Annotated in this window: 22 protein-coding genes; 17 read left to right on the top strand and 5 right to left on the bottom strand. The window is 62.6% G+C overall.

Annotation, left to right across the window (positions count from 1 at the left end):
* The first annotated feature begins 464 nt into the window (after positions 1–464).
* Together ACIPOO_RS12860 and ACIPOO_RS12855 are read left to right on the top strand one after the other, a co-directional pair.
* The gene (locus tag ACIPOO_RS12860; RefSeq protein WP_274130727.1) at positions 465–818 is read left to right on the top strand and encodes a hypothetical protein; all 354 of its coding nucleotides are present in this window, start codon (positions 465–467) and stop codon (positions 816–818) included.
* Between the two features lie 180 nt (positions 819–998).
* Complete coding sequence (locus ACIPOO_RS12855; RefSeq protein WP_400607297.1) at positions 999–1433, top strand: hypothetical protein; 435 nt, start codon at positions 999–1001, stop codon at positions 1431–1433.
* 37 nt (positions 1434–1470) lie between these two features.
* On the opposite strand, the gene ACIPOO_RS12850 is transcribed toward ACIPOO_RS12855, so the two are convergent.
* Positions 1471–2361, bottom strand: a complete 891-nt coding sequence (locus ACIPOO_RS12850) for a LysR substrate-binding domain-containing protein (protein ID WP_400607295.1) — start codon at positions 2359–2361, stop codon at positions 1471–1473.
* A 152-nt stretch (positions 2362–2513) separates the two neighbouring features.
* On the opposite strand from ACIPOO_RS12850, the gene ACIPOO_RS12845 reads away from it, so the two are divergent.
* Together ACIPOO_RS12845 and ACIPOO_RS12840 are read left to right on the top strand one after the other, a co-directional pair.
* On the top strand, positions 2514–3905 hold the full coding sequence (locus ACIPOO_RS12845; RefSeq protein WP_274130730.1) for an aldehyde dehydrogenase family protein: 1392 nt from the start codon (positions 2514–2516) through the stop codon (positions 3903–3905).
* Between the two features lie 266 nt (positions 3906–4171).
* Positions 4172–5446, top strand: a complete 1275-nt coding sequence (locus ACIPOO_RS12840) for an MFS transporter (RefSeq protein ID WP_274130732.1) — start codon at positions 4172–4174, stop codon at positions 5444–5446.
* Between the two features lie 154 nt (positions 5447–5600).
* Here the strand turns inward: ACIPOO_RS12840 and ACIPOO_RS12835 are convergent, their stop codons facing one another.
* A complete protein-coding gene (locus ACIPOO_RS12835; RefSeq protein ID WP_400607292.1) occupies positions 5601–7691 on the bottom strand; it encodes an EAL domain-containing protein in 2091 nt (696 codons plus the stop codon).
* A 391-nt stretch (positions 7692–8082) separates the two neighbouring features.
* Between ACIPOO_RS12835 and ACIPOO_RS12830 the strand changes: the two genes are divergently transcribed.
* Genes ACIPOO_RS12830 through ACIPOO_RS12815 form a run of 4 tightly spaced genes read left to right on the top strand, consistent with a single transcriptional unit; the run spans position 8083 to position 10976 of the window.
* A complete protein-coding gene (locus ACIPOO_RS12830; RefSeq protein ID WP_400607289.1) occupies positions 8083–8748 on the top strand; it encodes an amino acid ABC transporter permease in 666 nt (221 codons plus the stop codon).
* Positions 8729–9388, top strand: coding sequence for an amino acid ABC transporter permease (locus tag ACIPOO_RS12825; protein WP_400607287.1), 660 nt, complete (start codon positions 8729–8731; stop codon positions 9386–9388). Before ACIPOO_RS12830 ends, ACIPOO_RS12825 begins: the two co-directional genes overlap by 20 nt.
* A complete protein-coding gene (locus ACIPOO_RS12820; RefSeq protein ID WP_274130736.1) occupies positions 9385–10146 on the top strand; it encodes an amino acid ABC transporter ATP-binding protein in 762 nt (253 codons plus the stop codon). The genes ACIPOO_RS12825 and ACIPOO_RS12820 overlap by 4 nt, the downstream gene beginning before the upstream one ends.
* Positions 10143–10976, top strand: coding sequence for a transporter substrate-binding domain-containing protein (locus ACIPOO_RS12815; RefSeq protein ID WP_400607285.1), 834 nt, complete (start codon positions 10143–10145; stop codon positions 10974–10976). The genes ACIPOO_RS12820 and ACIPOO_RS12815 overlap by 4 nt, the downstream gene beginning before the upstream one ends.
* A gap of 453 nt (positions 10977–11429) precedes the next feature.
* Here ACIPOO_RS12815 and ACIPOO_RS12810 read toward each other — a convergent pair whose 3' ends face one another.
* Entirely contained in the window at positions 11430–12608 is a 1179-nt protein-coding gene (locus tag ACIPOO_RS12810; RefSeq protein ID WP_400607283.1) for a cystathionine gamma-synthase, read from the bottom strand.
* On the bottom strand, positions 12605–13981 hold the full coding sequence (locus ACIPOO_RS12805) for a pyridoxal-phosphate dependent enzyme (protein WP_400607281.1): 1377 nt from the start codon (positions 13979–13981) through the stop codon (positions 12605–12607). Before ACIPOO_RS12805 ends, ACIPOO_RS12810 begins: the two co-directional genes overlap by 4 nt.
* 311 nt (positions 13982–14292) lie before the next feature.
* On the opposite strand from ACIPOO_RS12805, the gene ACIPOO_RS12800 reads away from it, so the two are divergent.
* Both ACIPOO_RS12800 and ACIPOO_RS12795 read left to right on the top strand, forming a co-directional pair.
* On the top strand, positions 14293–15249 hold the full coding sequence (locus tag ACIPOO_RS12800) for an ABC transporter substrate-binding protein (RefSeq protein WP_400607279.1): 957 nt from the start codon (positions 14293–14295) through the stop codon (positions 15247–15249).
* A gap of 20 nt (positions 15250–15269) precedes the next feature.
* Positions 15270–16583, top strand: coding sequence for an LLM class flavin-dependent oxidoreductase (locus tag ACIPOO_RS12795; protein WP_400607277.1), 1314 nt, complete (start codon positions 15270–15272; stop codon positions 16581–16583).
* Between the two features lie 626 nt (positions 16584–17209).
* Here the strand turns inward: ACIPOO_RS12795 and ACIPOO_RS12790 are convergent.
* Positions 17210–18103, bottom strand: a complete 894-nt coding sequence (locus ACIPOO_RS12790) for a LysR substrate-binding domain-containing protein (RefSeq protein ID WP_400607275.1) — start codon at positions 18101–18103, stop codon at positions 17210–17212.
* Positions 18104–18231: 128 nt separating this feature from the next.
* Between ACIPOO_RS12790 and ACIPOO_RS12785 the strand changes: the two genes are divergently transcribed.
* From ACIPOO_RS12785 to ACIPOO_RS12755, 7 genes are all read left to right on the top strand, one after another.
* Positions 18232–19335: an ABC transporter ATP-binding protein gene (locus ACIPOO_RS12785; protein ID WP_400607272.1), complete on the top strand. Its 1104-nt coding sequence runs from the start codon at positions 18232–18234 to the stop codon at positions 19333–19335.
* Between the two features lie 44 nt (positions 19336–19379).
* On the top strand, positions 19380–20492 hold the full coding sequence (locus ACIPOO_RS12780) for an ABC transporter substrate-binding protein (RefSeq protein ID WP_400607270.1): 1113 nt from the start codon (positions 19380–19382) through the stop codon (positions 20490–20492).
* A 1-nt stretch (position 20493) separates the two neighbouring features.
* Positions 20494–21342: an ABC transporter permease gene (locus ACIPOO_RS12775; RefSeq protein WP_400607268.1), complete on the top strand. Its 849-nt coding sequence runs from the start codon at positions 20494–20496 to the stop codon at positions 21340–21342.
* Entirely contained in the window at positions 21339–22190 is an 852-nt protein-coding gene (locus tag ACIPOO_RS12770; RefSeq protein WP_400607266.1) for an ABC transporter permease, read from the top strand. Before ACIPOO_RS12775 ends, ACIPOO_RS12770 begins: the two co-directional genes overlap by 4 nt.
* Positions 22191–22260: 70 nt before the next feature.
* Positions 22261–23412, top strand: coding sequence for a M24 family metallopeptidase (locus ACIPOO_RS12765; protein ID WP_400607264.1), 1152 nt, complete (start codon positions 22261–22263; stop codon positions 23410–23412).
* A 10-nt stretch (positions 23413–23422) separates the two neighbouring features.
* Complete coding sequence (locus ACIPOO_RS12760; protein WP_400607262.1) at positions 23423–24526, top strand: hypothetical protein; 1104 nt, start codon at positions 23423–23425, stop codon at positions 24524–24526.
* A 271-nt stretch (positions 24527–24797) separates the two neighbouring features.
* Positions 24798–26378, top strand: coding sequence for a hypothetical protein (locus ACIPOO_RS12755; protein WP_400607260.1), 1581 nt, complete (start codon positions 24798–24800; stop codon positions 26376–26378).
* Positions 26379–26383: the final 5 nt, after the last annotated feature.

Below are 26383 nucleotides of genomic sequence, written 5' to 3'. Positions count from 1 at the left end.
GGCCGACGGTGCCGATCACGTAGGTGCCAATTCGGTCGCTGCCAATGGCCAACCCGAGCGCGGCCTGGCCTCCGATGGCTCCGACAAGACAGGCGCCAATCGCACCGCCAACCAACTGGACCACATGAACTTCCGTGAAGTGGCCGGTGAGATGGATTACGACAGACTCACCAAGTAATCACCTCAAGCAAACCAGCGGTCATCCCGGATTCTGTCGGGGTGACCGTTTTTTTTGCACGGTAGAAGGGCTGGCGGATGATTGACGTCAAAGTGATGGCTGTTTACTATCGCCGCCATTGAATGATGTCACTGCGCCACTGCAAGGATGCTTCGTGAATCCCTCCAGCTCAACATCTGCTTCGACCTTGTCCGCCGGTATGAGCGGGCATCCAGCCAAGGCTTTCCGGTTGAAACAGATTCTGCTCATTACGTTTCTGGTACTCATGACAGTGCCAGCAGGAAAGGTGCTTTTTTCCTGGCGCCTGGACCCGAGCACCCAGGAAAAACTCGAACGGGCGGTTCAGGTTCTGAACAAGAACGCGCCCATGATGCTCGATGAAGTCACCCGCCTGGACGGCGCTGACCTCGTCGAAGGGCAGCAGATCGAGATGCGCTTTGCCCTGCCGGACGACGTGGTTCCAACGGACTATCGCGGGCAGTTCGAGCAGGTGATGCGCAAGTCGGTGTTGGGCAATGCCTGCAGCACGGCGTTGTATCTCGATTTGCTCAAAGGCGGCGCCCGGATCGGTTACTCCTACCGGGATTCGACCGGCGAGGTGGTTTCTCACTTCCAGGTCACCCGCGCCGATTGCCTGTAGCGCTCAGGCAACACCGTATCGAAGTGGTCGGCAGGGTCGTCTGCCGTGTTTTCAAATGAGGAAGTCATGTACAAAGCGATAGGAAGTCTGACGCTGCTCGGGGCTGTTTTGCTGGCCGGGTGCACAACGCCACTGGACAAGGCAACCGTATATTACGATCGCGCAGGATATGCGGCTCAGGTGGCCAGCCAGAATCCTGAAATTGTCAAACCGGTTCTCCAGCATGGTCGCTGCAACGTGGTGGTCGCAACACCGGGCTCGAATGTCGGCGGGATGAGTTTCTGCACCTATGCGCTTACCGACGATGGCTTGTCGGTGTTGGGCTGGGATGCCAAGACCCTGCATTACACCGAGATCGTCCAGCTCAAATGGACGGACCTGAAGGCCGTCAGCCTGGAAAACTTCGGCCTGACCCGGCAGGTGCAGTTCGTCGAGGCGCAGCGCCAGACCGGGCTCAGCGCGATCATCGACGATGGTGGCTATGTCGACCGCGATTCGACCCAGAAGCTGTTCGATTACGCCAAGGGCAAGGGCATCCACATCGTCGAGGCCGATGGCCTGATGAAGGGGCCTCAGGCCCCGACGACCTTCGTCCCCATCATCATTCCACGCTAGGTCCAGGCCTGGGCCTGTCGGCGGGCAGCGATGGCCTTCACACAGCCTCGTCAGCGGACCGGGGCTGTCCCACCGTTTTCTGTACCAGCTCGATGAACGCGTTGAGCGCCGGTGTGCGCACGCCCCGGCGCCAGGTCAGCCAGATATTGAGGTAGCGAAACGCCTCGCTGAGCGGATAGGCGTTGACGTTGCGGCAACCGGGCATGCTTTCGAGCATGCTGCGCGGCACCATCGCCACCCCGGCACCTGCGGTGACGCAAGCGAGCATGCCGTGGTAGGACTCCATCTCGAAGATCTTGCCGGGGGTCGCCATGTCGGCCTTGAACCACTCCTCGAAGTGCCGCCGGTAGGAGCAGTTCTGGCGAAAGGCATAGACCGTCTTGCTGCTGACGTCCCGGGCGCGGGTCACCGGATCGTGGGTGGCCGCGGTAATCAGCAGCATTTCTTCCTCGAACAGCTCGATGCCTTCCAGTTCCGGGTGGCGCAGCGGGCCGTCGACGAACGCCGCGCTCAACCGCCCCGACAGCACGCCATCGATCATGTCGCCCGAAGGGCCCGTGGACAAATCCAGCTCGACCTTGGGGTAGTGCTGGTGGAAGTCGGCGAGCAGGGAAGGGATGCGCACCGCCGCCGTGCTTTCCATTGACCCCAGGGAGAACACGCCCTGGGGCTCAGTGCCGGAAGTAGCCTGGCGGGCCTCTTCCACCAGCTCCAGGATGCGCTTGGTGTAGTCAAGAAAGGTCCAGCCTGTGGCCGAAAGACGCAGACGCAGTTTCTCGCGGATGAACAGATCCACCCCCAGTTCCTGTTCCAGTTGCTTGATGCGCGTGGTCAGGTTGGAGGGTACGCGGTGCAGGCGCTGGGCGGCGGCGGTGATGCTGCCTTCTTCGGCGATGGCCTTGAACAGTTCGAGTTGGGTCAGGTCCATGGGCGTCTCGTGTTCTTTCTCGATTAGAGAATGTATTTTTGATAATTATTCATTATCACAAATTTCAGCGAGAGATTATCGTGGCCCCAAGACTTCAGCAACGGGCGTCTGCCCGGCGGCGAAGGTCAACCGTCATCAGGAGGCTTTTGATTATGTCGAAACACGCATCCCCCACCCACGCCATCTCCTTGAACCCTGCCACCGGCGAGGTGTTTGCCGAGTATCCGTTCGAAAGCGCAGCCGATCTTGAGCAAACCCTCAGCCGCTCCGCCGCCGCCTTCAAGGCCTGGCGCAAGGAGCCTGTGAGCGTGCGCGCCGAGCAACTGCGCAAGGTCGCCAAGGCGCTGCGCCAGAATGCCGAAGCGCTGGCGCAGATGATGACCGCTGAAATGGGCAAGCCGATTGTCCAGGCCCGTGGCGAAGTCGAAAAAACCGCAGCCACCTGCGACTGGTACGCCGAACACGGCCCGGCCATGCTGGCGCCGGAAAAGACTCCGGTGGAAAACGACAAGGCCTACATCGATTACCTGCCGCTGGGTCCGATCCTGACCGTCATGCCGTGGAACTTCCCGATCTGGCAGGTGATGCGCGGCGCGATTCCGATGATCCTGGCGGGCAACACCTACGTGCTCAAGCACGCGCCGAACGTCATGGGCAGTGCTTATCTGCTGCGTGATGCCTGGGCTGAGGCCGGCTTGCCGGAGGGCGTGTTCGAGGTCATCAACGTCACCAACGAAGGCGTTTCCAGTGCCATCGCCGATCCGCGCATCGCAGCGGTCGCGGTCACCGGCAGCGTGCGTGCAGGCTCGGCGATTGCTGCGCAGGCCGGTGCGGCGTTGAAGAAATGCGTGCTGGAACTGGGCGGCTCCGATCCGTTCATCGTGCTGGCCGATGCTGACCTCGACGAGGCCGTGAAGGCTGCTGCGGTCGGCCGTTACCAGAACAGCGGGCAGATCTGCGTGGCCGCCAAGCGGATCATCGTCGAAGAAAGCGTGCTCCCGGCCTTCACCGAGAAGTTCGTGGCGGCGGTCAAGGCGCTGAAAATGGGCGATCCGACTGTAGACGAGAATTACATCGGCCCGATGGCCCGTTATGACCTGCGTGACGAGCTGCACGACCAGGTGCAGAAGACCCTCGGCGAAGGCGCTACCCTGCTGTTGGGCGGCGACAAGCTGGCGGGCGAGGGTAACTACTACCCGCCGACCATCCTGGCCAACGTCCGCCCGGGCATGACCTCCTTCAAGGAAGAGCTGTTTGGCCCGGTGGCGTCCCTGATCGTTGCCCGTGATGCCGACCACGCAGTGGAACTGGCCAACGACAGCGAGTTCGGCCTGGCCGGCAGCGTCTGGACTGCCGATGTGGAGCTGGCGCGTGACATCGCTGCGCGTCTGGAGACCGGCGGCGTGTTCATCAATGGCTACACCGCCTCCGATGCCCGCGTGCCGATTGGCGGCGTGAAGAAGAGCGGTTTCGGTCGCGAGCTGTCGCACTTCGGCATCCGCGAGTTCTGCAACGCGCAAACCGTGTGGCTGGATCGCCGCTAATCCTGTCTGATTCAGACTCGTAGCAGCACGGCTTGCCGGCGGGGCGATCTAAAAATCACCACCGCCGGCAAGCCTTGTGGCCACATCAATACCCCTTGCCCACGCCGACTATCGGCTTGCCGACCGATGTGTCGAGATTCTTCCTGCCGGCGTCTTCAACAGCGCCATCTTGCCCGCTAAGATGCGCGCCCTGCGTTGCCCGCTGCACAATTCCAATAAAGCCCCCGCCAGCAACGATACCTTTCTGTTTGTCCACTGAGGTCGTTATGTCTGTGCAATTGCTGTCCATGGCGCTGGCTCCGCTATTGGGTCTGTTTATCATGAGCATCAGCAGCGCGCTGATGTCGTCGCTGACGACATTGCGCCTGGATGCCATGGGTTTCTCCGCGACGATGGTAGGGGTGGTGTCGTCGGCTTATTTCATCGGCCTGACCCTGGGCTCGATCTTCAACGAGCGTCTGATTTCCCGCATTGGCCATATTCGTGCCTACAGCTGCTTCGCCGCGCTGATCGCGGTGACCATTTCGCTGCAAGGCCTGTGCAGCGATCCGTGGATCTGGTCGGCCCTGCGCCTGATCAACGGCTGGGCCATCGTCGGTGTGTACCTGGTGGTGGAAAGCTGGCTGCTGCTGGTGGCTGAACCGAAGATTCGCGGGCGCCTGCTGGCGCTGTACATGATCGCCCTCTACAGCGCGGGCCTGCTGGGGCAGTTGAGCCTGGGCACGGTGATGGGGGCGGGGCAGGATGTGCCGTTTACCATTGCGGCCATGCTGGCTTCGCTGTCGCTGGTGCCGATCGTGATGATTCCCAAGGTCACGCCGCTGGTGGAGCGCGCCGAGCCGTTGCATCCGGGCAAATTGCTGCGCATCACACCGACCGGGGTCATGGGCTGCTTTGGTTCGGGCGTGGCCATTGCGGCGGTTTACACCTTGCTGCCGCTGTACCTGCAAAAGGTGGGGCTGAACGTGACGGAGGTCGGGCACATGATGGCTGCAGTGATTTTCGGCGCCATGGTGCTGCAATATCCGGTCGGGCGCTGGTCGGACCGCAAGGACCGCCAGACCGTGCTCATCATCCTGGGCGCAGCGTGCGCGGTGCTGTCGGTTGCCGCCGTGCTGTTGCCGCCTTCGGGCTGGCCGATGGTGCTGGTGATGTTCCTGCTCGGTGGCGGGGTGTTCGCGGTGTATCCGGTGGCGGTCAGTCATGCTGCCGACAGCGCGCCGGATGGCGCCCTGGTGCGGATGATCCAGGGCCTGCTGCTGATCAACTCGCTGGGTTCGGCGGTAAGCCCGATGGCGATCTCCCCGGTCATGACCTGGGCAGGGCCGTCAGGGCTGTTCTGGGCGTTTGCGGTCATCAACCTGGGGATGGTGGCGTTCTTCGTCTGGCGTCGTCGCGCGCATCCGGTGCCGGTGGCGTCCGCGCCGTTTGCCGCCGCGGCGCAGTATTCGGCGACCGGCGTCGAGTTGCGCATGACCGAAGACCTCGCCCATGCGGTACAGGCCCATGAGGCCGATGAAGAGATGGCGAAGGCGGGGTAAGGCTTCAGGTCTGTATCGATCCTGACGTCGCCCCCGCCGGCAAGCCGTGCTGCTACGGACTGTGGTGCGGCGAATCGTTCTGTAGGAGCGCGCTTGCCCGCGACGGCGATCTCGATACCGCCGCGGCAAGCTGGACTGCTACGGTCAATCGAGACTAGTCGCTCACCGTCTCCAGGCGCTCTGCGGCGGGCATAGGCCGGCCAAAATAATACCCCTGGAAATGCGAGCAGCCCTCGCTGATCAACTGCTGCATCTGTTCGACAGTTTCGACCCCTTCGGCCGTGGTCTTGATCATCAGGCTGTTGCTCATGCCGGTGATCGCCCGCACGATGGCCAGCGCTTCCTTGCTGTTGGCCATTTCCCGCACGAACGACATGTCGATCTTGATCCGGTCGAACGGGAACGAGCGCAGGTAGCCCAGGGACGAGTAGCCAGTGCCGAAGTCATCCAGGGAAATCGCCACGCCCAGGGCCTTGAGCGCCCTCAGGGTGTTGACGTTCTCGTCGCTGTTTTCCAGCAACACCGATTCGGTGATTTCCAGCTCAAGCCGAGCTGGGGCCAGGCCCGAATCCGCCAGCGCCAGGGCAACGGCGTCGACCAGCCCGGGGTTGCTGAACTGCACCGGCGACAGGTTCACCGCCACGGTCTGCTCGGTGCCCCAGTTGGCCGCTTCCTGGCAGGCCAGGTTCAGCGCGCGGTTGCCCACTTCGTGAATGAGCCCGGTTTCTTCGGCCATGGGGATGAAATCCATCGGCATGATCGCGCCCTTGGTGGGGTGCATCCAGCGCAGCAGCGCCTCGTAGCCTGAAATCTGCCCGCCGTTCTGGCTGACGATGGGCTGGTAGTGAAGTTGCAGGTGGCCAAAATGCAGCGCTGTGCGCAGGTCGGTCTCCATCGAGCGACGGTAGCGCGCCGCTTCGTCCAGTTGCGCGCGGAACCGCTCGAAGCGGTTGCGGCCGTTGCGCTTGGCTTCGTACAGGGCCATGTCGGCGTAGCCCATCAACTGCTCGGGTGTGTCGTGGTCGTCCGGCGAGAGGGCGATGCCGATGCTCACGCCCACCGAGCAGCTGTGGCCTTCGATCAGGAAGGGCGGGCGCACGGCCTGGATCAGCCGTTGCGCCGTGAGTTCGGCAGCCTCGGCGGTGTCCAGTTCGGGCAACACCACCGCGAACTCGTCACCGCCCAGGCGGGCCAGGGTGTCGCGATCGCGCAGCTCGGAGCGCAGCCTGTTGCTCAGGGCGCGCAGCAGTTTGTCGCCAAAGCCGTGGCCCAGGGCATCGTTGATGTTCTTGAAGTCGTCCAGATCCAGGCACAGCGCGGCAGTCAGTTTTTCCGAACCTTGACCCTGGGCGAGGGTGGTCTTGAGACGGTCATGGAACAGCACCCGGTTTGGCAGGCCGGTCAGGGCGTCGTGGTGCGCCATGTGATGGATTCTGGCGGTCGCAGCCAACTCCACGGTCACGTCTTCGGCCACGTACAGCACGTAGTCGGTGGTGTTGCCGGGGTCGCGGTTGAGCACGGTGCGGCTTCTGAGCGTCTTGGGGCCCTTGTTGGTGCTGACCAGGGTTTCAGCGGTCCTGATGTCGCCTGCGCGCAGGTCGTCACCCATCTGCTGGTCCATATAGACCGCCACCTCGTGTGGGAGGCACTCACTGAGCATCTTGCCGACCATGGTGACGCCGCCCACCGACAGCAGCGCCTCGGCCTGCTGATTGGCCAGCAGCACGCGGTGGGTCTGGGCGTCCTTGACGATGACGCTGGCCGGGATGTTGGAGATCACCGAATCGAGAAAGCGCGACAGCGATGCCATCTCCGCGCTGTATTGCTCGGCCAGCACCTTGGCTTCCAGTACTTGAAGTTCGTTCTCGCGCCGCTCGCTGATGTCCCGGGTGATCTTGGCGAAGCCAATCAGGTTGCCCGCCGGGTCACGAACCGCGTCGATGACCACGTGGGCCCAGAACGATCCGCCATCCTTTTTCATGCGCCAACCCTGGGCTTCGAAGCGGCCAGTCTGGCGTGCGGTTTCCAGGTTCTGCCCCGGCTGGTCGCAGTCGCGCTCTTCCTGGCTGTAGAACACCGAGAAATGCTTGCCGACGATTTCAGCGCTGGTATAGCCCTTGGCCCGTTCTGCGCCCGGGTTCCAGTTGGCGACAATGCCCTCGGGGCTGAGCATGTAAATGGCGTAGTCCACGACACCCTGGATGAGCAGGCGGTACATGGCATCCGGGTCGTCGATCAACTGCATGAGAACCTCAGGGGAAACGGGTTGTGCCGGGCGAGGCCCTTCAATGTGATGGCATTGTGCCTTAAGGCGGGCGCATGGTTATACATTATGCAACGTCTGTACAAGTATTGTGTTCAAAAACGTTTCAGCATCGGGCGTACGCCGCTTTAACGAACACCTCATATCCGGTAGCAGTCGGGCTTGCCCGCGGGGGATGGCCTTGAAGTCGCTGTCCCAGCAAGCCCGACTGCTCCAGTCCGGCGGATGTTGTCATGGCAACACCGGTTCAACACTTTCGTTTGAAAACAGTCAGTTAGCGGGCTTTGCGGATGCTCGATGGCCTGTTTTCGCCTGTGTGGGATATGGCACAAAGCCTGCAATCGTCCAGGTCCGTTCCTGTCGATGCCCTGAAATGAATTTCGATGTTGCCTTCGCCCTTTCCACCTTGCCCGCGTTTATCACGGCGGTCGGCGTCACCTTGCAGGTGGGCCTGATCGCCATCGCCATATCGCTCTGTGTCGCGCTTATCAACGCGGCGATCGTGATGTTTCGCGTGCCGCTGCTGCAGCCGCTGGTGCGGGTGTATGTGGAACTGGCTCGCAACACACCGTTGCTAATCCAGCTGTTTTTCATTTATTTCGCCTTGCCCAGTATCGGCATTCGTATCTCCGGCTTTGCGTCGGCGATCATTGCCATGACCTTTCTCGGTGGCGCCTACCTGACCGAAATCCTGCGCGCCGGGATCGAAGCCGTTCCCCGTTCGCAGATCGAATCAGGGCTGTCCATCGGCCTGTCGCGCTGGCAGTTGCTGCGCCACGTGATCCTGCCCCAGGCCGGAATCCTCAGCCTGCCCGCACTGTTCGCCAACTTCGTTTTCCTGCTGAAAGAAACCACCGTGGTGTCGGCGGTGGCGGTGCCGGAAATCCTCTACACCACCAAGAATTACATCGCGCTGTATTACAAGACCTACGAGATGCTCGCGGTCATGACCGGGCTGTGTGTGGTGCTGTTCGTGCCGCTGTCGCTGTTGCTGCGGGCGCTGGAAAGGAGGCTTTCCCATGGCCAGTTCGGGTCTTGAATTGCTGTGGGTGTCGGCGCCGCAGCTGGCGACCGGCATCGGCCGCACCCTGGGTATCTCGGCGCTGGCCATCGTGTTCAGCAGTGTCGGCGGGCTGATCTACGGCGTGCTGCGCAACTTGGGCATTCGCTGGCTGGACCTGATCCTGCTGGTGTATCTGGAGCTGTTTCGGGCGATTCCGGTACTGGTCTGGCTGTACCTGTTTTTCTTCGGCCTGCCGATCTTCTTCGGCTGGAGCATCCAGGGTTTCTGGTGCGCGGTGCTGGTGCTGTCGCTGTGGGGTGCCTCGGAAGCTGGCGAAGTGGTACGCGGCGCCTTGCGCTCGTTGCCCCGTGGCCAGCGCGAGGCGGGGCTGGCGATCGGCCTGGACCTGCCGCGCCTGTACGGCAAGGTGCTGCTGCCCCAGGCCCTGCGACGCATGACAGCGCCGATGATCAACGTCTTTACGCGGCTGATAAAGACCAGCTCGCTGGCGGTGTTGATCGGCGTGGTGGACGTGATCAAGATCGGCCAGCAGATCATCGAGCGCACCTACGAATCGGTGCTGATCTACGGCTTTCTCTTCGTTTTTTTCTTTCTGGCCTGTTATCCGCTGTCAGCCGCATCCCGCGTGCTTGAGCGGCGGTGGAATCATTCATGAGTGTATTGATAGAACTGGCGGGGTTCTCCAAGAACTTCGGCAGTAGCCCGGTTTTGCAGGACATCGACCTCAAGGTGCGTGAAGGCGAGGTGGTGGTGATCCTCGGCCCCAGCGGCTGTGGCAAGAGCACCTTGCTGCGTTGCCTGAACGGCCTTGAGCTGGGGCACGCGGGCACCTATCGCTTCGCCGGGCGCGAGTTGCCGGCCAACACTGACTGGCGACTGGTGCGTCAGCAGATCGGCATGGTGTTCCAGAGTTATCACCTGTTCCCGCACATGAGCGTGCTGGACAACATCCTGCTCGGGCCCTTGAGCGTGCAGAAGCGCCCCCTGCAACAAGCCAGGGCCCAGGCTGAAACGCTGCTGGCGCGCGTCGGTCTGCTGGACAAGCGCGATGCCTACCCCCGCGAGTTGTCCGGCGGCCAGCAGCAACGTATCGCCATCGTTCGTGCCCTGTGCATGAACCCAAAAGTCATGCTGTTCGACGAAGTTACCGCAGCCCTTGATCCGGAGATGGTCAAGGAAGTGCTGGAGGTGATTCTGGACCTCGCCCGCAGCGGCATGACGCTGTTGATCGTCACCCACGAAATGGCTTTTGCCCGTGCGGTGGCGGACCGGATCCTGTTCATGGACGGCGGCCGAATCGCCGAACAGAGCGCCCCTGAAACGTTCTTCAGCTCCCCGCAGACCGCACGCGCGCAGCAGTTTCTGGAGAAGTTTTCCTATGTAGAAAATTTGCCTAAAAGGAATGCATCGTGAAGCTTAAATCTGCCCTCGTTTTCCCACTGCTTGCCGTCGGCCTGCTGGTCGGCGCCACCGCTGCCCATGCCGAAGGCTATCTGGACAAGATCAAGGCCCGCGACAAGCTGGTCGTTGGCGTATTCAGCGACAAGCCACCGTTCGGGTTCGTGGATGAGAAGGGCGACTATGTCGGGTTCGACACCGACCTGGGGCGCCGTTTCGCCAAGGACCTGCTGGGCGACGAGAAGAAAATCGAATTCGTGGTGGTGGAGCCCGCCAGCCGCATTCCGTTTCTGCAAAGTGACAAGGTCGACCTGATCCTGGCCAACATGACCGTCACGCCCGAGCGTGCGCAGGTGGTCGATTTCACCAACCCGAACCTGCGGGTCGCGGTACAGGCACTGGTGCCGGAGAAGAGTGCGGTCAAGAGCCTGGATGATCTGGCGAGCAAGACCATCATCGTCACTACCGGGACCACTGCCGACATCTGGCTGACCAGGAATCATCCTGACTGGAAGCTGCTCAAGTTCGAGAAAAACTCCGAGTCGTTGCAGGCGTTGGCCAATGGCCGGGGCGATGCCTATGCGCAAGACAACCTGGTGCTGTTCAGCTGGGCCAAGCAGAACCCGGGGTATCGCGTGTTGCCGCAGAAACTGGGCGACGAAGCGCCGATTGCGCCGGCGGTGAAGAAGGGCAATGCCGAGTTGCAGCAGTGGGTCAACGGTGAGCTGGCCAGCCTTGGCAAGGAGAAATACCTGCTGAAGCTGTACGACCAGTACGTGCGCCAGCAATTGGCGGCCGATACCGATCCTGCGGCAGTGATCGTCGAGGGTGGAGCCTGGAAGTAACCCCCCGATCACCCGTAGCAGCACGGCTTGCCGGCGGGGCGGCCTTGAGATCGCTGACGCCGGCAAGCCGGACTGCTACGGGTTTGCGGGATGTCTTCAATCATTGAATGGTCATGATCTGTGGGAGCGGGCTTGCCCGCGAAAGCGGTGGAACAGGCACCATCAAGGCGTCAGGCCCAACGCCTTCGCGGGCAAGCGCGCTCCCACAGGCTTTCGGTGCAGACCTCACAATTGTGGTCAGCACCGGTCCCGTAGCAGCGCGGCTTGTCGGCGGGGGCGTCCTTTAGATCGCCATCGCCGGCAAGCCGGACTGCTACGGGTTTGTGGGATGTCTTTAATCATTTACAGGTCATGATCTGTGGGTGCAGGCCTCACAATTGTGGTCAGCACCGGTCCTGTAGCAGCACGGCTTGCCGGCGGTGGCGTCGTCACGACCGCCGCCGGCCTTGCGTCTCAGATACTCGCCAACGCCTGCGCCAGGTCGGCGCGCAGGTCTTCGACGTCCTCGATGCCCACCGACAACCGCACCAGCGCGTCACCAATGCCCAACCTTGCGCGGTTGGCCGCCGGGATACTGGCATGGGTCATGATCGCCGGGTGTTCGATCAGGCTTTCGACACCGCCCAGGCTTTCGGCCAGGGCGAAGATCTCGACCTTCTCCAGAAACCGTCGCGCACCGGCCAAGTCGGTATTGAGGTCCAGGGAAATCATCCCGCCAAAACCGCGCATCTGCCGGCACGCCAGCGCATGCTGCGGGTGGGACGGCAAGCCGGGGTAATAGACCCGCGCCACTTGCGGCTGGCGCTCCAGCCATTGGGCCAGCTCCAGTGCATTCGCGCAGTGCCGTTCCATGCGCAGTGCCAGGGTCTTCACCCCGCGCAGGGTCAGGAACGCATCGAAGGGACCTGCGATAGACCCCACCGAGTTCTGCAAAAAGCCCAGCCGCTCGGCCAGATCAGCATTGTCCCCGACCACGGCAATCCCGCCAATCACATCCGAGTGACCATTGAGGTACTTGGTGGTCGAGTGCACCACAATGTCGAACCCCAACGCCAGCGGGTGCTGGATCCAGGGGCTGGCGAAGGTGTTGTCCGCCACGCAGATAATCCCGCGATCCCGACAGATGCGCGCAATGGCCGCCAGGTCCGTCAGGCGCAGCAGCGGGTTGCTCGGGGTTTCGACCCAGATCATCCTGGTGTCGTCTTGCAGGCCCGCTTCGAAGGCCGAGAGGTCTGTCATGTCGACGAAGCTGAAGCGGTGCCCGGCGCTGCGTTTGCGCACCTTGTCGAACAGACGGAAAGTGCCGCCGTACAGGTCATCGCCCGAGAGAATGTGCGAGCCGGCATCCAGCAATTCGAGGACCGAGCCGATGGCGGCCAGGCCTGACGCGAAGGCAAAGGCCTGGGTGCCGCCTTCCAGATCCGCCACGCAACGCTCCAGCGCCCAGCGAGTGGGGTTGTGCGAACGGCCGTAGTCCAGGCCCTTGTGCACCCCGGGGCTTTCCTGCAGATAGGTGGAGTTGGCGTAGATCGGCGGCATCAGCGCGCCGGTACTGGGGTCGGGCGCCTGGCCTGCGTGGATCACGCGGGTGGCGAAGGCGTGGGACGGGTGGCTGTCGTCGTGCTGAGTCATGCAAGGGATCTCCGCAAGTGATTGAGCAGGTCAAAACGGGTGATCAGGCCATGAAAGCCGGACGCGTCGGCGATGATGGCGACCAACCCGCGGTCCAGTTCTTCCTGAAGCTGCGCCAGGCTCGCATCCGGCGCCAGGGTTTCCAGCTTTTCGGTCATGACGTCAGCGACCACGGCGCGGAACTGCGAGGCATCCTTGTGTACGTTGAGCAGGATGTCGGATTCATCGATCACGCCGACCAGTTGCTTGCCATTGACCAGCACCGGTAGCTGGGAGACATCGGCCAGGCGCATGCGCTGGAAGGCGGTGAGCAGGGTGTCGTCGGGCCCCACGCTGATGACCCGGCCGTCTTCGAAGCGGCGGGCCACCAGGTCACGCAAGTCACCGTAATGGGTGCGTTGCAGCAGGCCCTGGTCGGTCATCCACTGATCATTGTAGACCTTGGACAGATAGCGGGTGCCGGTGTCGCAGACAAAGCTGACCACGCGCTTGGGCTCGGTCTGCTCGCGGCAATAGCGCAGCGCGGCGGCCAGCAGGGTGCCGGTCGAGGAGCCGCCGAGGATGCCTTCGGCACGCAGCAGCTTGCGCGCGTGTTCGAAGCTGTCTTCGTCGCTGATCGAGTAGGCGTGGCGCACGGTGGAGATGTCGGTAAACGACGGAATGAAGTCCTCGCCGATGCCTTCCACCGCCCAGGAACCGGGCGTGGGCAGGGTGCGAGTGCGGCTGTATTCGGCGACCACCGAGCCCACCGGGTCGGCCAGCACCATCTCAAGATCCGGCTGCACCCGCTTGAAGAACCGGGTCAGACCGGTGAGGGTCCCGGCCGAGCCGACACCCACCACGATAGCGTCCAGATCATGCTGAGTCTGCGCCCAGATTTCCGGTGCGGTGCTGCACTCATGGGCCAGCGGATTGGCAGGGTTGTTGAACTGGTCGGCGAAGAACGCGTCGGGAATTTCCCTGGCCAGTCTGGCGGCGACGTCCTGGTAATACTCCGGATGGCCCTTGCCGACATCCGAGCGGGTGATGTGCACCTCGGCGCCCATGGCCTTGAGGTGCAGGACCTTCTCGGTGGACATCTTGTCGGGCACCACCAGCACCACCCGATAGCCCTTGGCGCGCCCCACCAGCGCCAGGCCCAGGCCGGTGTTGCCCGCCGTGGCTTCGACGATGGTACCGCCGGGGCGCAGGCTGCCGTCGCGTTCGGCGGCGTCGATCATGGCCAGGCCGATGCGGTCCTTGATCGAGCCGCCGGGGTTCTGGGATTCGAGTTTCAGAAAGAGGGTGCAGGGGCCGGTGTCGATCCGGGTGACCTTCACCAGCGGGGTGTTGCCGATCAGTTCGAGTACCGCGGGACGAGAATCTGAAGACATGTCTAATCCTCTCTGCGTGATGCCTATGGGATGGACAGCGGTCTGTCGCCAATGTGCGCACCGATCATGAAAAGAACAGACTGCCCATGGGTTCAAAGGGTAGTTCACTGGGGAAAACGCAAGATATGTGTCTGGCGCATGTTGCTGACATTAGGTTATACCCAAATAGAATTTCACAACGCCGTTAAGAGTCTTTAGCTTATAAGCAGGAGCGTAGTTATACGCAAACGCTATAAATTAGCTGTCAAAGCTGGCGAGACCGTGCGCGCGGATCGTTCTGACCTGCCTTGAGAAGGCATCTGGAGACGAACGTGCGTTATCTGAAGAATCTGGCCGCCGGTGCTGCGGCCGCCTTGCTGAGCCTGTCCGCGCAAGCGCAAACCCTGGTGGTGGGCGATCAGAGCTACAACGCCCAGGCGGTGATGGAAGCGGCGGGGGTGCTCAACGATTTGCCTTATACCCTTGAGTTCAAGCAATTCACCGCAGGATCCCCGGTGGCCGAAGCGCTCAATGTCGGCAGCCTGGACCTGGGCCTGCTGGGTGACGCGCCGCCGCTGTTTCTTGGCGCGCTGGGGGCGCCGATCAAGGTGATTGCCATCACCCGCCAGAACCTGGGTGGCGTCGCCATTCTTGCGCGCAAGGACTCGGACATCCACAGCATCGCCGACCTTCGCGGCAAGCGGGCGGCGATCTGGAAAGGCTCGTGGAGCCAGCAATTGCTGTTCACAGCGCTGGACAACGCCGGTGTGCCGCGCGACTCCCTCGACCTGCGTTACCTCAGCGCCCTGGACGCTTCCCATGCACTGGACGGCGGCTCGGTGGACGTGATCGCCACCTGGGAGCCCTACGTTACCCAACAGGAGCGCCAAGGGGCGCGGATTCTGGCCACCGCTGAAGGGCTGATTCCGGCCCAGAGCTACGTGGTCGCCAACGCCCACATCATCGACACCAAGCGCGCTGCCATCGATGACTTCCTCAAGCGCCTGAAAAAGGCCCGTGAATGGACCCTCAAGGATTCGGCCAATACCGATGCCTACGCCGATGCCTGGGCCAAGCGCACCCGCGCCGACGCCGAGATTGCCCGGGTGTGGTTCGCCCGTGCCCGCACCAACGTCGAGCCACTGAGCCCGCAAGTGATTGCCGACGCGCAGAAGACCGTGGATTTCTTCGCAGGTCTGGGCCTTATCAAGTCGTACCCGGCCGCGAGCCTGTTCGATCAGTCGTTCAGCGCACCCCTGCAAACCGCCGCTGCGACCGTCCAGCCATAACGCCTGGGGAGCCTTGAACCATGAGCAAACGACAGATCAAGCTGGGCGCCCTGACCATGGGCTGTGGCGGGCCGGGGCGGCACAACCTGTGGCTCGACCCGGAGCTGCCGGCCGATGCCAGCGTCAATATCGACTGGTACATCGACATCGCGCGGCAGGCAGAGGCGGCGCTGTTTGACTTGATGTTCATTGTCGACAGCCAGTTCATCACGCCAGGCTCGCCGTCCCATTACCTCAATCGCCTGGAACCGCTGACGCTGCTCTCGGCGCTGGCGGTGAGCACGCGACATCTGGGCCTGGTCGGCACGCTGACCACCTCCTATAACTCGCCGTACAACGTGGCCCGGCGGCTGGCGTCGCTGGACCTGATCAGCAAGGGCCGCGCCGGTTGGAACGTGGTCACCAGCGGCGATGCTGGCACTGCGGGCAACTACAGCCGCGACGAGCACTACGACTACGACACGCGCTATGGCCGCGCCGCCGAGCATGTGAAGGTGGTGCAGGGGTTGTGGCAGTCCTATGAAGACGACGCCTTTGTGCGGGATCGCGCCAGCGGGCAGTTTCTCGATACCGACAAGCTGCATGCGCTCAATCACAAGGGCGAGCACTTCAGCGTGGTAGGGCCGCTGAATATCCAGCGCTCGCCTCAGGGCCAGCCGGTGATCTTTCAGGCCGGGGATTCGGAGCAAGGGCGTGAGCTGGGCGCGGCGACGGCGGATGTGGTGTTCACCCATGCGGCCAGCATCGAGCAGGGCCAGGCCTTCTACCGCGACGTCAAGGGCAGGGCGCAGCGACTGGGACGCGATCCTGAGCAACTGCTGGTGCTGCCGGGGGCCGAGATCTACGTCGGCGACACCGATGAACATGCCCGGGAAATCGAACGGCATTACCATCAGGCCGACCACAGCTTCGAGTTGGCGCTCAAAGAGTTCGGGCGCAATTTCGGCTGGCACGATTTCAGTCAATATGACCTTGATGCGCCGTTCCCGCAGGAAAGCCTTGAGGCCGCGCGCAGCAGCTTTTTCACCAATGCCAAGCGCATTGCCGACCAGGCGCGGGAGAAGGAGTTCACCCTGCGCCAGGCGGTGGAATTCGGCCGCCAGTTGCGCCCGGGCGCCTTCGTGGGATCGGCCGAAACCGTGGCCTGCAAGATGACCGAGTGGTTCGAAGCGCGGGCGCTGGACGGGTTCAATATCTACATCGGCCATCCGGGTCAGTTCAAGCGTTTCACCGGGGAAGTCATACCGTTGTTGCAAGAACGCGGGGTGTATCGCACGGCGTATGAAGGCACGACCTTGCGCGAAAGCCTGGGGCTCGAGATCCCGAGGTTCTGAATACCCCGATCGCGGGTTTACATGCCTCCCTTGTAGGAGCGCGCTTGCCCGCGATCTGGCGCGCAGCGGCAGCAAATTCGGTGAATGCGGTGCACCTGACAGGACGCGGTGTCTGGTTTTACTGCCGCTGCCGCTGCCGCTGCCGCTGCCGCTGCCGCTGCCGCGCCAGATCGCGGGCAAGCGCGCTCCTACGCCCTGCGGGCAGAATCAAGAGCGCATCGTGGCGGCCCCGCCAGATCCCCAATCCGTTTGTGCCGAAGGCTGTAGGAGCGCGCTTGCCCGCGATCTGGCGCGCAGCGGCAGCAAATTCGGTGAATGCGGTGCACCTGACAGGACGAGTGTCTGGTTTTACTGCCGCTGCCGCACCAGGTCGCGGGCAAGCGCGCTCCTACGCCCTGCGGGCAGAATCAAGAGCGCATCGCGGCCGCCCCGCCAGATCCCCAATCCGCTTGTGCCGAAGGCTGTAGGAGCGCGCTTGCCCGCGATCTGGCGCGCAGCGCCAGCAAATTCGGTGAACGCGGTGTGCCTGACAGGACGCGGTGCCTGGTTTTACTGCCGCTGCCGCACCAAGTCGCGGGCAAGCGCGCTCCTACGCCCTGCGGGCAGAATCAAGAGCGCACCCGGGCTCAACCCACCCGTTCGATCAGCTCAAGCTCACGCATCAGCCAGTCGGCGAAGGCCTTGGCCAGGTCGTTGTCGCCCCGAGGCGGCATGATGATGAAGTAGGGGTGGGGCGCGGGGAATTCGACGTCGAACAGGCGAATCAACGTGCCTTGGGCCAGTTGCTCGCCGGCCAGGATGTGGTCGCTGATGGTGATGCCCACCCCGGCGATCGCCGCGCCGATGGTCAGCGAGGCGTCGGGCAGGAATATGTTCTGTCGGCCTTGCAGGCTGGGAATTCCTGCCGCCAGAAAATAGCGGCTCCAGTCATAGCCGTCGTCCTCGTGCAGCAACACCTGGCGCGCCAGGTCCCGTGGCTTGCGCAGGGGTTCGCTGCCGTTGAGCAGGCGCGGGCTGCACACCGGGAAGTACAGAATGTCGCCCAAGGCCGCGATACGCTGGCCTTGCACCTCGCTGTCGCCAAAAGAAATCACCATGTCCACGTTCTGCGTGGCGTGCTCGATGGGCAGCAGGTGCAACGAAACTTCAGGGTAGTCGCGCAGAAAACGCTCCAGCATCCCCGAGATCCGTGCCAGCAACGCCGGGGCGCAGGCGATGCGCAGGCTGCCGGAAGGTGTGACCGTGGGCAGGGCATTCTGGATATCGCGCAACTGCTCGAATGCGCCGTTGACCAACTGGCTAAGCTTACGCCCCGCTGAGGTCAGGTGAACGCCCTTGCCATTGCGCTCGACCAGCGCGACTTCCAGTTCCTCCTCGAGCTTTTTGATCTGATGGCTGATCGCGCTGTGGGTGACGTGCAACTCCAGCGCCGCAGCACCGGTGCTGCCTTGGCGAACCAGTGCGTCAAAAGCGCGCAAGGCGATCAGGGAGGGGAGGCGGCGTGTCGCTTTCAGGGGCATTTTTGAGGTTTTCAGTGAATTGAATTCACATGAAACCTAGAAAACAAATCAGTTGAAGTCAATTTAATTTGCCATGACGATAGCTGCACAGGACGGCGTCTGGCACGCCTACGCAGGAGGAAGATCCCATGTCGATTTCCCCGGAACATTTCGTCGATCTGCAACAGTTGGGCAAGTGCTATGGCGCAACCCGTGCGCTGAGCGACATCACCCTCCATATCAAACGTGGCGAATTCCTCACCCTGCTCGGGCCGTCCGGTTCCGGCAAAAGCACCACGCTGATGATGCTCGCAGGTTTCGAGCAACCCAGTGAAGGCCGGATCCTGTGCAATGGTCGGGACATCACCGGCTTGCCGGCCGATCAGCGCAATTTCGGCGTGGTGTTCCAGGGCTACGCGCTGTTTCCGCACATGACCGTAGAGCAGAACATCGGCTATCCGCTGAAGATTCGCAAGATGGCCCCGGAGCAGATCAAGCAGCGGGTCGGGCGGATGATCGAGCGGGTCGGGCTCGACGGCATGGGCACCCGTGGCATCAAGCAACTGTCCGGCGGCCAGCAACAACGCGTGGCGCTGGCCCGGGCGCTGGTGTTCGAGCCACCGCTGTTGCTGCTCGATGAGCCGCTGTCGGCGCTGGACCGCCGCCTGCGTCAGGAGATGCAGGGTGAGCTGGCACGCATGCACAAGGAGTTCGGCACCACCTTCGTTTTCGTCACCCACGATCAGGAAGAAGCGCTGGCGCTCTCGGACCGCATCGCCGTGTTCAACCGGGGGCGGCTGGAGCAACTGGGCACGCCCCAGGAAGTCTACGAGCGTCCCGCCAGCCGCTTCGTCGCCAATTTCCTTGGCGATACCAATCTGTTGGGTGTCAACGACATCAGCCGCCAGGACGGCGCGCTGGTGTGCAATTACCAGGGCCGGTCGCTGCGCATCACTCAAGGCGTGGAGCGGCCGTTGTCATTTGCCAGCACCGAGCACTGGCTGGCGATTCGTCCCGAGCATCTGGACCTCAAGCCTGTGGACCAGACCGGCAACGGCAATGGCGTGGTGGCGCGGATGGAAGCCATCACCTACCTGGGCACTCACGTCAGCGTCGATCTGCGCACCCAGGATGCCCAGCCGATTGCCCTGCGCATCCCCGTCAGCCATCCCTTGTTGAACAGTCTTGAACGGGGGCAGCCGTACTGGTGCTCCTGGTCCCAGCAGCACGGTCACCTGATTTCAAACCAATAACAACATTTCGATCACCTGCCGCCACTTTGCAAAGGGAACCGAGAATGAAAGACAAACAGCACTTTATCGAGGACGTTGCCCAGATCGCCCAGCAGCGAGTGGAGGCGGGCACCCTCAGCCGTCGCAGCTTCAACCAGTTGCTGATGGTGATGGCCGCCGCCGCAGGCATGGGGCCTTTGCGCAAGGTCTTTGCCGACAGCGGCTCGGTGGTGGTGGCGAACTGGGGGGGCGATGCGGTCCCGGCGTTCGAGAAAAGCTTTCAGGCCTTCAACGCCGCTGGCATGAAGCTGCAGGTGGACGGCAGCGGGCCGACCGAGGGCGCGGTGAAAACCCAGGTCAACAGTGGCGCGGTGCGTTGGGACGTGTGCGACGGCGAGATGTACTCGTCCTATCGCCTGGGCAAGGAGGGCGTACTGACGCCCATCGACTACAGCGTGGTCGACAAGTCCCTGATCGGCTATGGCGACGTCCACGAGTTCGGCCTGGCCAATTACAGCTACAGCTATGTGATGGGCTATGACGCGAAGAAATTCGGCAAGAACCCGCCCAAGAGCTGGGCCGACTTCTGGGACGTGAAGAAGTACCCCGGCAAACGCACGCTGTACAAGTGGATGAGCGCCAACCTCGAATGCGCGCTGCTGGCCGACGGCGTGACCCCGGACAAACTCTATCCGCTGGATGTCGACCGCGCCCTGCGCAAGATCGAAGAACTGATGCCGCACATCGTCACCCACTGGTCCACCGGCGCCGAATGCCAGCAGTTGCTGCGTGACGGCGAGGTGAGCATGGCGCAGATGTGGCACACCCGCGCGCAACTGGTGAAGCAGGACACTGGCGGCGCCATCGACTGGGGCTTCGACAACGCCATCGTCGCGCCATCGGTGTGGATGGTGCCCAAGAACAATCCCGCCGGCGCCGCCAATGCCATGAAGTTCATCGCTTTTGCCTTGCGTCCCGAAACCCAGGCCAAGTTGATGGAGGTCTACAACATGGGGCCTGTGGACAGCAAGGTGAACAGCCTGCTGTCGGCCGATCTGCAGAAGATCAACCCCACCGCGCCGGACAACCTGCGCAAACAGGTGCAGATGAACAACCTGTGGTACGCCGACCACTACAGCGACACCCTCAACCGTTACCTGGCCCTGATCGGTGGCTGACATGCGCATCAGTTTCCACGGCGCGTTGCGCATCTATGCGCTGCTGATCCTGCCCCTGCCGTTGTTGATCGTGGTCGGCTACCTGCTGCCCACCGCGGGCGTGCTGGGCTGGAGCCTTAGCCTGCCGCAACCGGGCTTGCAGAACTACGCGACGATTCTGGACACGCCCTCGATCCACACGGTGATCTGGCGCACGCTGCGCATCTGCCTGCTGACCACGGCGATCAGCGTGGCGATTGCCTACCTGATCGCCTTCCGCTGGCGCTTTGCCTCGGCCCGTGGGCGGATGTTGATCGAGCTGTTCGTGCTGCTGCCGTTCTGGCTGTCGATGCTGATCCGCGCCTTCGCCTGGCTGGTATTGCTGCGCAACGATGGCCTGGTCAACCAGGGCCTGCTGACCCTGGGCCTGGTAGATGAGCCCCTGGCGCTGGTGCGCAACGAGCTGGGCGCGCTGATCGGCATGGTGCATTTCATGGTGCCCTACGCCGTCCTGCCGTTGCTGTCGTCCATGGGCCAGGTGGACGACAGCCTGCTGCGCGCCTCATCGAGCCTGGGCGCCGGACGCTGGGAAACCCTGCGCAACGTGTTCTTCCCGCTGACCCTGCCGGGTGTCGCGGCGGCGATGGCCACGGTGTTCGTGTTCAGCCTCGGGTGCTTTGTCACGCCAGCTCTGCTGGGCGGCGGCAAGGCGGCAATGTTGGCCGAGAGTATCTACATCCAGATGTTCCAGCTGTCGAACTGGGGCCTGGGCGCGGCGTTGAGCATCGTGCTGATGGCGATGGTCGCGGTCTGTGCCGTGGTGTTCGTCAAGCTGGTGGGCGTCGGGCGGTTTACCGGGAGGCAGGCATGAACATGGGACGCACCTTGAGCAATCCTGCCACCGTCGCACTTGAACCGCAGTCGCGCCGGCCGAAGGTGAACATCGCCCGCTGGCTGTCGATGGCTGCTATGTGGCTGGCGGCGCTGTTTCTGCTGCTGCCGATCCTGGTGATCGTGCCGTTGTCGTTCGGCGACCAGCGTTACCTGTCGTTTCCCGACGGCGCCTGGTCGCTGCGCCACTACCTGACGCTGCTGGACGGCGCGTGGCTCAGCTCGATCCTGCAAAGCCTGGGGCTGGCCGTGGTGGTGGGGATGGTGAGCACGGTTCTGTCGTTTCTGTTCGCCACCGGCATCTGGCTGGAGCCGCGTTATCGCGTGGCGCTGACCCTGATCGTGTTGTTGCCGATGATCGTGCCGCAGGTGGTGTCGGCGATGTCGATCTACTACCTGGGTGCTTCGGTCAAGCAGCTGGACTCGCTGATCGGTGTGGGTTTCGGGCACCTGATGATGGCCTTGCCATATTCGCTGATCGCCATGCTGGTGGCCTATAGCCGGCTGGACAGCAGCCTGTACAAGGCCTCCCGTTCACTGGGTGCAGGCTTGGGTTCGACCATCGTTCAGGTCTTGATGCCCAACGTGCGCGGCGGCTTAGCGGGCAGTTTCTTCATGGCATTCATCATGTCCTGGGAGGAGGTGGTAGTGACCCTGTTCACCAGCGGCCTGAACGTCATCACCTTGCCCAAGAGAATCTGGGACGGCCTGCGCTACAACCTCGACCCGGCGATTGCCGCCGTCTCCACGCTGATGGTCTTCATCACGCTGATGGTGCTGCTGGTGCGCATGTACCGGCATGACCGCAACGCTTCACCGGGCGGCTGACCCGCCCGGATCGACCTCTGGCTGCATATACCTGAAAAACGCTCACCTTTTCCCTAAGGAGGGAATCGTCATGATGACTGCTTTTCCGCTGCGCACCTACCGTCAACGTATCGAGGCCGTGAAGCGACGCATGACTGCGCGCGGGCTGGACGCCCTGGTGATCAATTACCCGGACAACATCAACTACCTGACGGGCTTCGACAGCCTGGGGTTCCTCTGGTATCAGGCGCTGGTCATCTCGCCGAAACTGGCCGATCCGATCTTCCTCACGCGCACCAGCGAAGAGCCTTGCACCTATGAGCTGTCGTGCCTGGAAGAGGGGATCTTCTACGACATCGCCAAACAGGACCCGCTGCGCATCGTCGCCGATTCGCTCGAAGGGCTCGGCTTGAGCCAGGGCCGTATCGGTCTGGAAATGCAGGCCTCGACCTTCAGCGCGCTGCAATACACCACGCTGCTCAAGCACATGCCCCACGCCCATTTCGAAGACGCCTCGGTGGTGGTCGCCGAAGAGCGCCTGATCAAGACCGCCGAAGAGATCGAGTACCAGCGCAGCGCCGCGCGAATGGCCGACCAGGGCATGCTCGCCGCGTTCGAGGCCCTGCGGCCGGGAATGTCCGAGGTGCAAATCTCCGGGATCGTCGCCAAGGCGCTGGGCGATGCGGGCAGCGAGTACGCAGCGATCAGCCCGATGTGCGCCACCGGCCGGCGCAGCACCATGACCCACGCCATGCCGCACCGGCTGACCATCAGCCCCGGCGATGTGGTGATCCTCGAACACGCCGGGGTGTGCAACCGCTACCACGCGATCCTGATGCGCAGCGCGGTGATCGGCAAACCGACAGCCCGAGTGCGGGAAGTCTCGACGCTGCTCACCGAAGCCTTCAACGCCGCCATCGACATCGCCAAGCCAGGCACGCCGGTGGGTGAGGCCAACCGCGTGTGCAACGCGATCCTGGATCGCATCGACCTGTCGCGCACTCGCGTACACCGCATCGGCTACAGCCTGGGGCTTGCCTATCCGCCGACCTGGCTTGAGGCGATGATGGTCGATGAGGCCGACGATCATGTGTTCCAGCCCAACATGTCGTTCTCCATCGAACCGAACCTGTCGCTCTACAGCGAAGGCTTCGGCCTGAAACTGGGCGACACGGTGTTGTGCGGCAAGGACGGCTCCAGGAGCCTGTCGGACATTCCACCTGAACTGCACGTGATTGACTGAGGACGCCGCCATGACGCCATCGATGGACGTGTTCTGGCATGACGACGTGCTGCGTCACGACACCGGCTACGGAATGTTCGAAGCGCCACCCAGCGATTTGCTGGAATTCCAGATCCAGCACCCGGAAAGCGGCCCGCGGCTGGTCAATATGCGGGCCATCCTGCACAACGGGCCGGTGGCCGGGCATCTGGCCTGGCACAGCGGGCGGCACGCGACCGATGCCGAACTGCTGCGCTTTCATACGCGCGAGTACCTGAGCCGGATTCGCGATGCCGAGCCGAACGGCCAACGCTTCAGCAGCACCACACTGATGAATCCCGGCAGCCTGCAGGGCCTGCTGGCAGCGGCGGGCACCAGCATCGCCGCCGTGGAAAAGACTCTGGCCAGCCGCCGCCCGACCATGGCCCTGGTGCGTCCGCCAGGCCACCACGCGGCACCGGACATGTGCGACGGCTACTGCTTTTTCAATAACGTCGCCGTCGCCGCCCAGGCAGCGAGGGCGGCCGGCATCGAACGGGTGGCGATCATCGATTGGGACGTGCACCACGGCAACGGCACCCAGGCCGGCTTTTACGCCGATTCCTCGGTGCTGACCGTGTCCCTGCACATGGATCACGGCGCCTGGGGTCCCAGCCATCGGCAGACCGGGGCAGTGGACGAGCGCGGCGAAGGCAAGGCTTTGGGCGGCAACCTGAACATCCCGCTGCCCATGGGCTCGGGCGACCTGACCTATGAGCTGGCGTTCGAACGCTTCGTCAAGCCCACCGTCAGGACCTTCGCACCGCAGTTGTTGATCATCGCCAACGGCCTCGACGCCTCGCAGTTCGACCCCAACGGCCGGCAGTTGCTGACCATGCACGGCTTCAACCACTTGGCGCGGCAGGCCAGAGCGCTGGCGGACGAACTCTGCGAAGGGCGGTTGCTGATCGTTCAGGAGGGCGGCTACAACCCGGCGTACAGCGCGTTCTGCCTGCATGCCACGGTTGAGGGTTTCATAGGCAGTTCATCGACGCTCGCCGATCCGTTGGCGTATATGCCGATGTTCGAGGGGCGCAGCCGGGCCGATGTCGATGCGTTGGGGGTGGCGCTTGAGCAAGCAGGGTGGCGGTCTTGAAACCACATGATCCATGAAACTGGTCGCGTAACTCTGACTTAACGCAATACTGAAAACAGTGAATCTGAATTGCACGATATGTTTCATTGGATTTACATATCGTCATAAGCAAGTAAACAACTGGGAGCCATGTCGGCTCCCTGTCGTTATTTGAAAGTTGATAAAGTTTCAACTTCCGTCCCCTTTTTTGCCGCAAAACCCGATGCGTGTTCTATAAGTAAGTTCAGTATTTCGTTTATACACAACGCACCGGTTTGTCGGAGGGATTCGTATGGCCACGCCTTTGCTCGCACCCAATAAAGATAACTATCTGGTCTCTGCCAACGGCCGGCTCGGCAACCCGCCGCAAAGTGCCATTACCGAGGTCTCGCGGATACTCGACCATGCCATGCAGCAAGGGCCGGCCAACGGTCTGGTGATCCACATGCACGGGGGACTGGTCAGCCGCGACTCCGCCTTGAATGACATAACCGCGAGGCTGACCCCGCGTTATCAGGAAGCCGGCGCCTACCCGTTGTTTTTTGTCTGGGAGTCCGGGTTCAAGGAAGCGCTGCTCAACAACAAGAGCGACATTCTCAACGACCCGGCCTTTCGGGAGTTGGTAAAGAAAGTGTCCGAGTGGGTGGTGGCAAAGATTTCTCCGGTCGGGGGCGTCAACTTCAAGGGGGCGGGAGGCGTCCCTATTACCGATGTCGACCGGTTCCGGCAGGAATATGACCGCTGGTTCGATAACCTGCGCCAGGCGCCGCCCGTAGAAGACAGCGATATTGCCGGCGACGCTCAGGCTACGACGCGGTCGAACGCCGGCATTCCCGATCTGGATGACCTGGCGAGCGATATCGAGCGGCAACTGGACGATGATCCTGAATTCAAGAGGGTGCTCGGGCGAGCCTTCAATGCCGCCAACCCGCCCGGCGTCGTGGTCACCACCAAGGGAGCCGGAACGACGGAGCGCGCCACGGTGCTGCTCATCAGTCCGGATGCACTGGATGAGATGTTCCCTGCCACTGGACCGGCTTCAACCGATGCCCGGGTCAAGACCCGGGGCGTCTTCACCTGGCTCAACGTGGCGCGCTATGCCGCCGGGATCGTGATAGCGGTCCTCAAGCGCTTTCGCAGCCATCGCGATCACGGCGTGTACTGCACCATCGTCGAGGAGGTGCTGCAGTCCGCCTACGGTGACCTGATTGGCGCCACCGTCTGGAACGCCATGAAGAAGGACACCCTGGACAGCTTCGCCGACGGCACCGACACCTGCGGCCGGTTGGTGGTGCAGAAGATCAGGGAGATGGAAAAGGCCGGCAAACAGTTCAAGAAGATCACCCTGGTCGGCCACAGCACCGGGGCGATCTACATCTGCAATTTTCTCGATGCTGCCAGGGCCGCGGGGCTGGAGACGCCGATCCAGGTGGTGTTCCTCGCACCTGCCGTGACCTGCCAGCGATTCGCCCGGGCCATCAATGACCATGAAGGCACCTACCTTCGCGACTTTCGCATGTTCGCCATGCGTGATGCCCGCGAGCAACAGGACGCGATGCTCAAGCCGCTTTACACGCGCAGCCTGCTGTATTTCGTCTCGGGGTTGCTGGAGGGCAATGACGTGGACGGCAAGTGGACCTCGGAGGAGGACATGCCGCTGGTGGGAATGGAGCGCTTCTTCACGCAAGCCGCTTTCAGCAACGATGCGCAGGTGCAGAAGGTCTGGCAGTTCTTCAATGCCAAGGCCAATCGTCTGGTCTGGTCCAGGGCGGCGGACGCGGGGGTCGGTCTGAATAGCGATTCGCAGCACCATGGCGATTTCGACAATGACGAATCCACCCTGATTTCCTTGATGAACATCATCCGGGGGTGAGCGGC

This window comes from Pseudomonas sp. NPDC090201 (genome assembly GCF_044746825.1).
In the GTDB taxonomy this organism is placed as follows: domain Bacteria; phylum Pseudomonadota; class Gammaproteobacteria; order Pseudomonadales; family Pseudomonadaceae; genus Aquipseudomonas; species Aquipseudomonas putida_AD.
Note: the sequence above shows the minus strand (reverse complement) of the source record. Positions and strands in the feature narration are given on the sequence as shown.